The organism is Pedobacter sp. ASV28 (assembly GCF_016428855.1).
Lineage (GTDB): Bacteria > Bacteroidota > Bacteroidia > Sphingobacteriales > Sphingobacteriaceae > Pedobacter.
Genome location: NZ_JAELTN010000022.1, coordinates 1 through 12,180, shown reverse-complemented (window position 1 = coordinate 12,180; position 12,180 = coordinate 1). Strand labels below are relative to the sequence as shown.

General features: G+C 39.2%; 9 protein-coding genes and 1 pseudogene. 7 read left to right on the top strand and 3 right to left on the bottom strand.

Annotation, left to right across the window (positions count from 1 at the left end; genetic code table 11):
- Positions 1 to 525: a DinB family protein gene (locus JHD79_RS10020; protein ID WP_199119094.1), complete on the top strand. Its 525-nt coding sequence runs from the start codon at positions 1 to 3 to the stop codon at positions 523 to 525.
- An 18-nt stretch (positions 526 to 543) separates the two neighbouring features.
- Positions 544 to 1,875, top strand: a complete 1,332-nt coding sequence (locus JHD79_RS10015) for a flippase (RefSeq protein WP_199119093.1) — start codon at positions 544 to 546, stop codon at positions 1,873 to 1,875.
- Positions 1,876 to 1,877: 2 nt separating this feature from the next.
- Here the strand turns inward: JHD79_RS10015 and JHD79_RS10010 are convergent, their stop codons facing one another.
- Positions 1,878 to 2,561 carry an FkbM family methyltransferase gene (locus JHD79_RS10010; RefSeq protein WP_199119092.1) on the bottom strand — a complete coding sequence of 228 codons (684 nt, stop codon included), beginning with the start codon at positions 2,559 to 2,561 and terminating at the stop codon, positions 1,878 to 1,880.
- A gap of 102 nt (positions 2,562 to 2,663) precedes the next feature.
- Between JHD79_RS10010 and JHD79_RS10005 the strand changes: the two genes are divergently transcribed.
- The 3 genes from JHD79_RS10005 to JHD79_RS09995 are packed head-to-tail and all read left to right on the top strand — an operon-like array spanning position 2,664 to position 8,478.
- Positions 2,664 to 6,074 (top strand): gliding motility-associated C-terminal domain-containing protein, encoded by a 3,411-nt coding sequence (locus tag JHD79_RS10005; protein ID WP_199119091.1) that lies wholly within the window; start codon positions 2,664 to 2,666, stop codon positions 6,072 to 6,074.
- A 31-nt stretch (positions 6,075 to 6,105) separates the two neighbouring features.
- Positions 6,106 to 7,011 (top strand): glycosyltransferase, encoded by a 906-nt coding sequence (locus JHD79_RS10000; protein ID WP_199119090.1) that lies wholly within the window; start codon positions 6,106 to 6,108, stop codon positions 7,009 to 7,011.
- A 3-nt stretch (positions 7,012 to 7,014) separates the two neighbouring features.
- Positions 7,015 to 8,478, top strand: a complete 1,464-nt coding sequence (locus JHD79_RS09995; protein WP_199119089.1) for an alpha-L-fucosidase — start codon at positions 7,015 to 7,017, stop codon at positions 8,476 to 8,478.
- 96 nt (positions 8,479 to 8,574) lie between these two features.
- Here JHD79_RS09995 and JHD79_RS09990 read toward each other — a convergent pair whose 3' ends face one another.
- On the bottom strand, positions 8,575 to 9,321 hold the full coding sequence (locus tag JHD79_RS09990) for a bifunctional 2-polyprenyl-6-hydroxyphenol methylase/3-demethylubiquinol 3-O-methyltransferase UbiG (RefSeq protein ID WP_199119088.1): 747 nt from the start codon (positions 9,319 to 9,321) through the stop codon (positions 8,575 to 8,577).
- A 79-nt stretch (positions 9,322 to 9,400) separates the two neighbouring features.
- Between JHD79_RS09990 and JHD79_RS09985 the strand changes: the two genes are divergently transcribed.
- Both JHD79_RS09985 and JHD79_RS09980 read left to right on the top strand, forming a co-directional pair.
- Positions 9,401 to 10,690: a glycosyltransferase gene (locus JHD79_RS09985; protein ID WP_233164638.1), complete on the top strand. Its 1,290-nt coding sequence runs from the start codon at positions 9,401 to 9,403 to the stop codon at positions 10,688 to 10,690.
- A 90-nt stretch (positions 10,691 to 10,780) separates the two neighbouring features.
- Positions 10,781 to 11,530: a glycosyltransferase family 2 protein gene (locus tag JHD79_RS09980; RefSeq protein WP_199119087.1), complete on the top strand. Its 750-nt coding sequence runs from the start codon at positions 10,781 to 10,783 to the stop codon at positions 11,528 to 11,530.
- Positions 11,531 to 11,660: 130 nt separating this feature from the next.
- Here the strand turns inward: JHD79_RS09980 and JHD79_RS09975 are convergent.
- Positions 11,661 to 12,180, bottom strand: a pseudogene (locus JHD79_RS09975) (hypothetical protein); the annotation flags it as partial.

Here is a 12,180-nt window from a genome sequence, read left to right as displayed (position 1 = left end):
ATGAAGGTCAACCCAGTACATCAGTCAATTATAAAAACCATAGAAGCTTACAAGACAAAGCTGAACAGTATCGTTGAACCCGATTTCCAGACAGCTCCTCCCATGGGCGGCTGGAGCTACAGTGAGGTTTACTCGCATATTTTTGATGCCAGCCTTCTTTCTTTAATCGCCCTGAACAGTTGCATTAAGAAAGAAGGCGCTATCAAGCCAACCTTGTTTATCGTAAAGCTCGTGTTATTTTTCGGCATGTTTCCACCAGGCAAAAAATACAAGGCTCCCTCAAAAATAGCTGCCAGGGTGAAAAAAATTGGTATTACCGCAGCGCAGCAGTTCATCACCGATTTTGAGTTGCAATTGGTTCAGGTCATTCCAAAAATAGATGGTGCCGACCCCAAAATTAAAGTGAAACACCCGGTATTACTTTATCTAAATGCCAAACAATGGCTTAGGTTTATCGAAATTCACTTGAAGCATCACTTAAAACAATTGCAGCGCATAGAAAATAGTTTTAAGCAACAAAGCTAATTTTGCATCTTTGACCTCATGAAACTTCCCCACATTCCAGGCTTTGATCAAGATGCCCTACATAAGTATTTTAAGAATACGGGCATGTTGATGATGGGGCGCGTAGGTAGCATGGCTATTAAGATGATAACCAATATTATGGTGGCCAATTATTTGCTTACCTATAACAATGGGATATTAAGCACCTCTACTTCGTATGTATTTCTTTTTGCTGCATTAGCTGGGCTGGGACTAGATAGCTTCATTGTAAAAGAGCTGCATCAATCTCCACAGAAAAGGGATACGATTTTGGGCACCTCTTTTTGCCTAAAAGTCATTGCTGGTGCAACCTGCATTCCCTTAATTTTTATCGCCTGGCAGCTATTCCCCCTATCGGGAATACCTTATTCTATTGTGCTCATCCTTTCTTTTACAGGACTATTCCAATCTTTTACGGTCATTGACTCCTACTTTCAATCAGAAGTACAGTCAAAATATATCATGCAAGTACAGATTATAGGTAATATCATTTCTGCTCTGATAAAGATCTTTTTTATCTTTATTTCTGCAAAGCTGGTCTATTTTATCTACGCCTACTCCTTTGACATCCTGCTCATTTCCCTAGGCTATGTTTTCATGTACCAACGCAAGGGACGGAACATATTTAACTGGAAGTATAACCCCCAGTTGGCCCAAAAGCTTTTAAGGTTATCATGGCCCTTGATTATTTCGGGTATCATGGTATCTATTTACATGAAGATAGACATCATTATGCTGAAGGAGATTTTAGGGACAGAATCTGGCACCAATGCCTCAGGAGCTTATGCTACCGTGGTGATGTTCAGTGAAGCCTTAAATTTTGTGCCCGTTGCCATCGTTTCCTCATTGTTCCCTGCTATTTTGAATGCCCGACGGGATGATCTACAACGCTATCAAAAAAGACTGCAGAACCTTTTCGATTTAATGGTGTGGTTAAGTTTGGGCTTTGCCTTATTGATCACATTTGGCGCACCTCTTATTTACAAGTTTTTTAAACCTCAATATATGGAAGCAGCACCTGTGCTTGCCGTACATGTGTGGGGCAGCATTTTCGTTTTTCTAGGCGTAGCGAGTACACAATTCCTTATTGCCGAAGGTTATCATAAGCTAACTTTTATCAGAACTGGCCTAGGTGCTTTGGTAAACATTATCTTAAACTTTCTACTTATTCCCAAAATGGGTATGATGGGTGCGGCCATTGCCACTGTATTTGCCTACCTATCGTCCACATTCCTTATTATCTTTATACCGAAAACCCAAAAACAGGGTTTCATGATGTTAAAATCATTATTTCTGGTCACTGTATTTCAGAAATTTACAAGAAAAAATTAGGTTTATTTTCTATACACACATGTCCTTAAAGTCTTCGCAAAGAAGCGATAACCTTTTCCTTTTAGAAAATTATAAATTGGGGAATCTCCAATATGGTCTACATCGATATTCTCTTCTACCAGAATTACTTCTGGCTGATATTTATCCCAATTATTAGAGGTTAGTACCTGATAGTCCAAACCTTCAACATCTATAGAGATAAAATCTATTTTTCCCCCTTTTGGAAGGTACTGATCAAATACTAAAGACAAAGGCATTACCTCGATTTTGAGTTCTTTTATGATCTTATATTTTGAAGATTCTCTATCTACTCGTTCTGAAACTTCTTTTGAAAAACTATTTAAAGCTGGCTCATTAAAACAGTAGAAAGTAAGTTCCCCTTTTTCTGGTCCAATGCCAATATTTAGATTGATATCCCTTCTTCTAAAGGTTTTAAATGCCTTTATTGCATTGGGTGTAGGTTCAATATTAATCCCTTTCCATCCTTTATCATAGAAATATTTGGTATTAGAAAATCTAACCGGGTGATGGGCGCCTACATCTACATAAAAACCTTTATAACCTTTCTTTTGCTCAAACAGTGCTTTTAAAATCATATCCTCTCCATCTTGAGAATAGGACCGACTAGACTGGAAGTAATAAATAGGCAAATACTTCAATAGCATTTGCTTTATATGCTTAATCATGGCTAAAAATATGGATAATTAACAAACAAGGTTTAAGAATTATCAAATAATATCATAAAATAATTACTTTTAAACGTTTATCACTTTTTGGCATAAAAATCTTTGATACGGCTTATAACTTGGTTTATTTTAATTTCTTTATTTTTCTTTACTCCCCTATTTTCACAGGATCTACCTATTCCCGATTGGGTAAAAGATATTGGCGGAACGGGTGAAAGCAAATTAGCAGGAATTGGCGTAGATAAAAACGACAATATATATGTTGCAGGAAATTTCCAAGGAACGTTGACTGTTGACCATTCTGGAGTTTCGAGTCCGATCAATTTCTCTTCGAATGGCAACTATGACATATTTATTGCCAAATACACTCCTGACGGCAAACTACTATGGGCAAAAAGCATTGGTGGCAGTGGGCTTGATCAAGTGAACAATCTTGCTGTTGACCTAAATGGGAATGTGATTATAGGCGCATCATTTTCCTCTCCGAGCATAGATTGCAATCCTGGACCCGGCGTTTATACCATTAACAGCAATGGAGGAGAAGATGCATTAGTTGTTAAGCTGGATACGGATGGAAATTTCATTTGGGCAAGAAGCGTGGGTAGCTTTAGTACTGATCGGGGGCATGTTGTAACTACGGATAAAGATGGAAATGTCATTTTTGTGGGTTCATTTTCATCTAGCAGTATAACGATTTCTGGCAATACACTTGCAAACAGAGGCAGCTATGATGGATTTGTGGTAAAATATAATCCAATTGGAGATGTTCTTTGGTCAGCTGGGTTTGGCTCAACAGGCATGGACGAAATAAAGAGTGTAAAAACAGACTCCAATGGTTCTATCGCTTTAATGGGCTACTTTGGAGCCAACATTAATTTAAACCCAAGAGGAGTAGCAAATCACTTTACTGCATCGGGAGAAACGTACTTCATTGCCCAATATACATCAAATGGAATTTTAGAATGGGCCAACAAAATAGATGGATCTTCAAGTAGAACTGTAGCATCAATTTCAATTGGTCCTACCAATGACCTATTTGCAACTGGTGTATTTTCTGGATCGATCAATTTCAACTCGGCTAATTTAATCTCTTTAAATTCTACCAGTGCCATTAGCCTTTTTGTTGCCAAATATGATAACAGCGGAAAAACCATTTGGGCCAGAGGCATTTCATCTACCGCCAGTAATCCCTATAGCTATTACATAACCGTCGACAATGAGAACAATGCTTATATAGGTGGCTTCTTCGATCAAACACTTACGTTTAATCCTGGCACTGCAGCTAAAGTATTGACCTCTCATGGAGGAAGAGATACTTTTTTTGCAAAATATGATAGTAATGGGGGTTATAAATGGGCATTTAATTTTGGTAGCAGCTGTACTGGAAACTTTGGGCACAAAATTGACGTAGATTCAAAAAAGAATGTGCTGTTAGGTGGTGCATTTTGTCGTACTGTAGACTTCAATCCCGGAAATTGCGACTTAAACCTAACAGCAAAGCACGGTAACTCTGACGGTTATATCTCAAAATTCAACCAAATCAAACTTACTGGAGAACCATTAATTACCAAGTTTGAACTTGACGAACAGAATGGTCCAACAATTATTGATGTGATTAACAAAAAAATAACAATTACTGTTAAGACTGGTACCAACATAAGGCAATTAAAGCCTAAAATAGAGACAGATATTGGGGTGCTAGATCCTCTTTCAGCTATTGAAACAGATTTTTCTACCCCAAAAATCTATAAAATTACTTCTAACTGCATCGATTATTTTTGGGAAGTTAATGTAAATGCCCAAAATACTTTCTCGGTTAGTAGCTGTTCTGGAGAAAATGTAATACTCAACGGCGAAAGCAGCAGTCCCGGAAATTACCAATGGGAAATGCTCGTTAATAATATTTGGTCAAATGCCCCAGCTAATTCCACCCAAGTCAACTATCAGACGAATAATTTAACTAATTTCACCAATAGCAATCTTGTCATCTCTTTCAGAAGAAAAAATACTTCCAACAATCCTTCAACTTACGACTCTTATACCAGTTTGTTGATATATCCCGCCATTCAAAACAACTTGGTTAATATTGCCCAAAATATATTTTGTTCCAGCGCCACATTAAGCATCTCTGGATCTACTCCTTCGGCTTCTGTTCAGGCAAGCTTTACTTATAAATGGCAAAAAAGCCTCGATAACATTACATGGATTGATATTTTTACAGCTACCGGAAAGGACTATACGCCTCCTGAGTTTACGGAAACTACTTTTTTCAGACGAGTTGCCACCATCAACAACTGTATTTCTTATAGCAATTCGTTAAAAGTCGACGTTTTTATGCCTCCTACGGTCAGTATTTCTGGAAATCCCTCTGGCTGTTCTTCCGCAACCCTTATTGCTACGGGAGGGACAAGCTACCAATGGAGTGGAGGGTTAACACCCAGCGCTGCGACGAACACCTTTACCACCAGCGGCACATATACTGTTACAGTGACCAATGCAGAAGGGTGCTCGGCCACTTTATCTAAAACGGTTACTATTGGTATTGGACAAACCAACATAACAGGTAATACCACTGGCTGCAATAAAGTAACCCTCACCGCATCTGGAGGGGTTACTTACCTATGGGATGGTGGAAGTACGCCCAATTCCGCAAGCAATACTTTTAATAGCAGTGGCACTTACCATGTAACCATTACCGATGCCAACGGCTGTATGGTTACTTTACAAAAAGATATCATCATTAATACAAGTCTAATACCTTCTTTGAGTATTTCGGCATCCAAATCCAGCATCTGTGCCGGAGCTCCAGTCATTTTTACACCACTCTATGCCAGTGCCGGCACAAATCCTACATTTAAGTGGTTTAAAAATGGCATACAGGCGACTACTTCAAGAACATATACTGCTAACGGTTTAAAAGACAACGACGAGATTTATTGTGAAATTGCTGGTTCTGATGCCTGTAGCGTACCCTTCATAAGCAACAAGATTGTTATTGCCGTAAGTCCATTACCCTTAGTCTATTTTGAAGGTGATATTATCATTGAAAACGATGGTCCCAAAACTTTGAAGCCGCAAACGGGCAATGATGTTCTTAGCTATAGTTGGTCGCCAACAATTGGACTTGACTATCCCAACATCAAGCATCCCAAGGTTAATCCAGAATCTACGACTATTTATACCCTAATCGTAACAGGTCCAGGTGGCTGCACAGCACAAGCCGAGGTAAAAGTTATCGTATGGAAAGATATTTTTATTCCTAATGTTTTTTCGCCAAATGGCGATGGTAAGAATGATCAATGGGTCATTAGAAATATTAAAGATTATATAGGTACTACGGTTAAAATATTTAACCGATATGGTCAAAAAGTTTTCGAAAACAATAATTTTATTACGCCTTGGGATGGCATTTTCAACGGAAAACCCTTGCCCGTAGGCAATTATTATTATATCTTGCAGTTGGCCAATCAATCAAAAAGAAAATATACTGGTAGTGTGACTATACTTCGCTAATGCTACCTTTGTTAAGTTAAAAAAAAAACGAATGCAAAACTTGGCTCCCATAGCTTTATTTGTTTACAACAGGCCCCAACATACTGAACGTACACTAAAGTTCTTACAACAGAACGAACTTGCCGCAGACAGCAGGTTGTACATTTTTTCAGATGGGGCAAAAAGCAAAGTCGACGAGGATAAGGTAAATGAAGTAAGAAATTTTATTAAGACTATAGACGGCTTTAAGAGTATTAAGATCATTGAAAGCGAAACGAACAAAGGCTTGGCCAATTCAGTAATTGAAGGGGTTTCCTACCTAAATCAGACCTATGGTCAAGTGATCGTTTTTGAGGACGACCTGATCAGTTCTCCACATACGTTAACCTATTTTAATGAGGCCTTAGACCGTTATCGCCATGAACCAAAGGTAATGCACATTGGCGCCTACATGTATGTACTAAATCATGAAAACCTTCCTCAAAGTTTTTTTTACAGAGCGGCTACCAGTTGGGGGTGGGCCACTTGGAAAAGGGCTTGGCAACATTTTGAACCCAATATCGATAATTTGATCCAGCAATTTGACGCCACCAAAAAACAGGCCTTCTCCATAGATAATACCATGAATTTTTGGAAGCAGATGCAGGATTTCAAGCATGGAAAAAACAATTCCTGGGCCATACGTTGGTACGCTTCGATCTTTCTAAATGGAGGTTTGACCTTAAACCCCTCTCAATCGCTGGTCAATAATATCGGGCACGATGGAACAGGTATCCACTCGGGGATCAATGATATTTACAACGTAGTGATCAATCCGAAGCCCATTACAGAATTCCCAAAAACAATAACGGAAGATAAAGAGGCTTATCAAGCGATCAAACATTTCTTGGCCCACAGGAAAGGCTCTCTTTGGGATAGGATCAAACGGTTTATCCACGAAAAACTGAATAAAAAATAACCCATGAAGGCATCTACCCTAAACCTACTGCTATTTTTTATCATTTGTTCACCGATCTTAAAGGCTCAAGCTCCCCCTGCAGCTTATGGAGCTGTTCCATCAAAAAGCCAATTGGCTTGGCATAATATAGAGCTCTATGGCTTGGTCCATTTTACACCTACCACTTTCGAAAACAAGGAATGGGGCTATGGCGATGCCGACCCAAAGATATTCAACCCTACCAGTTTTGATGCCGAACAAATTGTAAAAGCGGCAAAAGCGGGTGGTTTAAAGGGAATCATATTGGTAGCTAAACATCATGATGGCTTTGCTTTATGGCCCACCCAAACCACCAACTATAATATTTCCCAAAGTCCTTATCAAAATGGCAAAGCCGATCTGGTTAAGGACTTTGAAAATGCTGCCAGAAAAAATGGCCTACAATTTGGTATTTACTGCTCGCCTTGGGATAGGAACAATGCCTATTATGGGACTAGCAAATATCTATCCATCTATCAAGCCCAGTTAAAAGAACTATATACTCACTATGGCCCCTTATTTATAAGTTGGCATGATGGTGCAAATGGTGGAGATGGTTATTATGGTGGTGCAAAGGAGAAAAGGACCATTGACAACACCACTTATTACGATTGGGAAAATACTTGGGGATTAACCAGAAGACTACAGCCCACAGCTAATATATTTAGTGATATTGGACCAGATATACGTTGGGTAGGCAATGAAAAAGGAACCGCTGCCGAAACAAGCTGGGGAACTTTTACACCTATGCCTCCGGAGGGTAAAAATGTAGCTGTTCCCGGGCAGGCCAACTATCCACAGAGCCCAATGGGCATTAGAAACGGCAAATTCTGGATGCCTGCAGAATGCGATGTACCTTTACGAAAGGGCTGGTTTTATCACCCAAATGAAAAACCTAAAACTCCAGAGCAATTATTTGACCTGTATCTTAAAAGCGTGGGCAGGGGCGCAGCACTAGATTTGGGATTGGCACCAGATACCAGGGGTATTCTACACGAAGATGACGTAGAGGCGCTAGCAGCTTTTGGCCTTATTTTAACCAAGACTTTTTCCAATAACCTAGCCCACGGAGCAGCTATTAGCGCAACCCATTTTAGGGGCAAAAAATATAGTCCCCAATTATTAATTGATGGGGACAAAAATACCTATTGGGCTACGAATGACAATGTTAAACAGGCGTCCATTTCCTTAAGCTTCTCCCAAGCCATTACTTTTGACCTCATCAGCTTACAAGAGTTTATTGCCATAGGACAAAGAATTGAAGCTTATCATATAGAAGCCTTTATAGATAACCATTGGCAGAAAATTGCCGAGGGGGAAAGTATTGGCGCCAAAAAACTGATTAGAGTTGCAGCACCCATCCATACCAAAAAGGTTAGGCTGAGCATTACAAAGTCGCCAGCAGCTATTACACTGAGTGAAATTGGATTATATCTTAAAGCCGATTAGATCGTATCTTTCCCCATCCATTCTATTATAATCCATAATAGCTTTTTTCAAGAAGATCTGGGATGATAAATTTACATTCTATATTAAGATTACTCGCTATTTCTTTGCCTCAATCAAGATATAAGGAGATAATGCCTTGCTTTCAAAGGGAATGATCTTCGTCAACACTTTCCCCACAAACCAACTTGCTTTCTTAAATAATCTTACACCTGCAGATTTCTCCTTTTCATTTTCAAGCCATAAACTAAAGCCCCCAAAATAGCTTGCCTGTACAACTTTCAACCCTGTTTTTTCTACAATTGCTTTCAGAAAAGCGGGGTCCATACAGTCGATGTTATGCTTATCGTAATTCTCTTTATCAAAGGTTTTTTGGAACCATCCGTTAACAGACCTAAAATTAGGCAGGGTAATAAATAAGGTTCCGCCAGGTTTCAAGAAATTCACATGTCTATTAATAATATCTTCTGTGTCGTTAAAATGCTCAATCAAACCACAGCTCAGCACCAAGTCGTATTGTTTTTCTGACTGATAGTTGAACAAATCGGTTTCGATAATGCTTACCTCTCCCTTCGACAAACCATTTGCTTCCAACAACTGATTGGTGATGGGCTCGTGTACAAAATAATCTAGCAAGGTAACATCCAGCTTCAGGTACTTTTTTAAAAAAACAGCATAGTACCCTGGAAAACCACCCAATTCTATCGCTGTTTTCACTTTCTCTCGTTTAACGAGATTGCCAAGTTGCCGGTGGAATAAATAGTTTTCCGGGATGGTAACCGAAAGATCAGTTTTGCCTTCCCAATATTTTACCCAAAAATCCCTATCGGTTAATAAGTTTGCCATAAGTTTAGCAAAGAAAAGAAAATTCCGCTAGGCTTTAAAGCAAATTTTAATGTGTATTGTTATATGACTAGGTAATTTAATGTTATTTTTGATTGATTTGAAAGTTGTTCACCTAAATACTTATGATGGCAATGGAGGCGCAGGACGTGCCTGCCTACGTTTAAGCAATGCCCTTAATACATTAAGTGTCGAATCTAAGGTATTGGTTTACTATAAATTTGGCCAAGATCCATCTATTGTAAACCTTAGCAGTACTCCCATAGCCAAAGCAAAGGCTATTTTCCATATCATGGCAGAACGATACCTGGCCAAGATATTTGTAAAAGCGGTTAAAACCCCATTTTCTTTACAATGGTTTGGTCAATCTCTATTAAAAAATAAATGGATCCAAGAAGCCGACATTATCCATATCCATTGGGTTAACCATGGCTTTTTAAATCCTAAGTTTCTAGCGGAGCTTGATGAGCTGGAAAAACCTATTGTATGGACCTTCCATGATAGCAATGCTTTCACCGGAGGTTGCCATGTACGTTACAACTGTGAAAATTTCCATAGACAATGTGGTCATTGCCCATTACTTAAGCTCAGTGGGAAAAATGACATTTCACATCAGAACTGGCAACGGAAACAGAAAGCTTATTCCTCACTCAGTTTTCATATCGTGGCGCCTAGCCATTGGATGGCACAATCTGTGAAAGAGAGCAGCCTACTGGGTTTAAGGCACTGTTCTGTTATTCCCAATACCATAGAGGTCGATGTCTTCAAACCTTACGTTAAGGCAGAAGCCAAAAAGATATTAAAAATATCGCCCGACAAGTTTGTGATCATGAGTGGCTTCATGCCGTCGAAAAATGACAAACATAAGGGCACCAGCTATTTAATTGATGCTTTATTCGAGCTTTCTCGACGTCCCGAAATTCAGAACAAGCAAATTGAACTCGTTATTTTTGGAAATAAAGATGAAAAGAACATGCCCGATTTTCCTTTTAAAACCACTTTTTTAGGCACCATTAATAAAGATGAACATTTGGCCAAATGTTATGCAGCAGCCGATGCATTCGTTACGGCTTCTTTGGAAGACAACCTTCCCAATACGGTGATGGAAAGCCTAGCCTGTGCTACCCCTGTAATTGCCTTCAAAACGGGCGGTATTCCAGACATGGTAAAACACTTGCAAAATGGTTACTTGGCCGATTATCAATCTGCCACAGATTTAGCCGATGGCATTGAGTGGCTTTATCTTCATGAGCACCAGGAAGAAATACAAAAAGAGGCCCGTAGAAGTGTTCTTACTACTTTTGCTCCGACCGTAATCGCCGAGCAGCATTTAGCCTTATATCTGAAGCTCATAGATGAGCTGCCAAAATGAGAGGATCAGCTCTTAACGTTGCGCTTCATTGATTACACAATTCTCACTTACCGTCCAAAAAATATCAATACTTATCCTTAAAATTGTGCTATGCTTCCGAAACTGAGTGTAATCACCATCGTATATAATAATGCCAGGGATATTGAACGTACCATGCTTTCGGTATTGAACCAAAGCTATGGTAATATTGAATACATCCTAATTGATGGCGCCTCTAATGATGGGACACTAGAAATTATCAATAAACACAAAGATCGTATCGCAAAGCTGGTGTCTGAAAAGGATAAGGGCATTTACGATGCCATGAACAAAGGCTTGGCTTTAGCCACAGGCGACTATGTATTGTTCATGAATTCGGGCGATGAAATCTATGATAAAGAAACCGTAAAACGGATATTCGCTACAGCTCCAGGTGCAGATATTTACTACGGCGAAACGGAAATGTACAACGAGAATTGGCAAAGCTTAGGCAGACGTAGGCATCAAGCGCCCGAGTACTTCACTTGGCAGAGTTTTAAATATGGGATGAACATTAGCCACCAAGCCATCTACATTAAGCGTAGCCTAACCGAGCCTTACGATTTACGTTATAAATACAGTGCAGATATTGATTGGATTATTAAGATTGCCAAAAAAGCTTCCAGTATTGTCAATACGCATTTGTATGTAGCCAAATATTTAGTGGGTGGTATGAGCAAGAAAAAGCATCGTGAAAGCTTAAAGGAACGCTTCCATATTTTTAGCCACTACTACGGTTTGGTAGCCAACATCATCAACCATATCATTATTGCTTTTAACTTGGCTTTCTACTTTGTGAAACATAGAAGGACTAATGATTAAATATGACTGTATGGGAACCCCAACATCATCTTTGGTCGTTTTATCTTGGCCTTCAATCTAATTTGGGCTGCAGTTCTCAATTTAAATCAAGATCCTATAGATTGCTCCTATCGAAGAAACAACTAAATTCTTATAATTTCACCTGTCGTATAATATTCTTGATATTCAATTCTATAATATCCGTCATGTTCTGACAATCTTTGTAGGCAGCATCTTTATAATATTCCGCCATACTTTCCTTCAGCTTTTGGATATTTTCTTTAGTGGTGAGCTCTTCTTTACAGGAGACATCTCTCAAATCGGTTAAACGGTGACGTTCGCTACGTACGCGATGTACGATAGAAGAAAGCTCTTCCTGTTTATACTGTTGCACTGTTTTTTCGGTAAGGTGTTCCATACAAAGCTTCACCAAAGGCAAATTCTCCTTAAAAAACTGTGGCATATAGACCTTAATATTACCTTCATAAAACTGCTGGTCAAAATCTATTGCCCGGATACGGAACTGTATATCATCAAAATCGGGCGTGATTTGGACTACAAAATTGTAGGAACGCATATCGCCCAATAGCATGGTCAGGCAACGTTCGTTGAACTTTACAAACTCTTTGGCCTGTCTCTTATACACATCTGACGCTGCCGACGATCGAGCC

Coding starts and splice junctions, on each gene's coding strand:
- JHD79_RS10000 (WP_199119090.1), top strand. CDS start 6,106: ATGCAAAACTTGGCTCCCATAGCTTTATTTGTTTACAACAGGCCCCAA.
- JHD79_RS09980 (WP_199119087.1), top strand. CDS start 10,781: ATGCTTCCGAAACTGAGTGTAATCACCATCGTATATAATAATGCCAGG.
- JHD79_RS09990 (WP_199119088.1), bottom strand. CDS start 9,321: ATGGCAAACTTATTAACCGATAGGGATTTTTGGGTAAAATATTGGGAA.
- JHD79_RS09995 (WP_199119089.1), top strand. CDS start 7,015: ATGAAGGCATCTACCCTAAACCTACTGCTATTTTTTATCATTTGTTCA.
- JHD79_RS09985 (WP_233164638.1), top strand. CDS start 9,401: ATGTTATTTTTGATTGATTTGAAAGTTGTTCACCTAAATACTTATGAT.
- JHD79_RS10020 (WP_199119094.1), top strand. CDS start 1: ATGAAGGTCAACCCAGTACATCAGTCAATTATAAAAACCATAGAAGCT.
- JHD79_RS10015 (WP_199119093.1), top strand. CDS start 544: ATGAAACTTCCCCACATTCCAGGCTTTGATCAAGATGCCCTACATAAG.
- JHD79_RS10010 (WP_199119092.1), bottom strand. CDS start 2,561: ATGATTAAGCATATAAAGCAAATGCTATTGAAGTATTTGCCTATTTAT.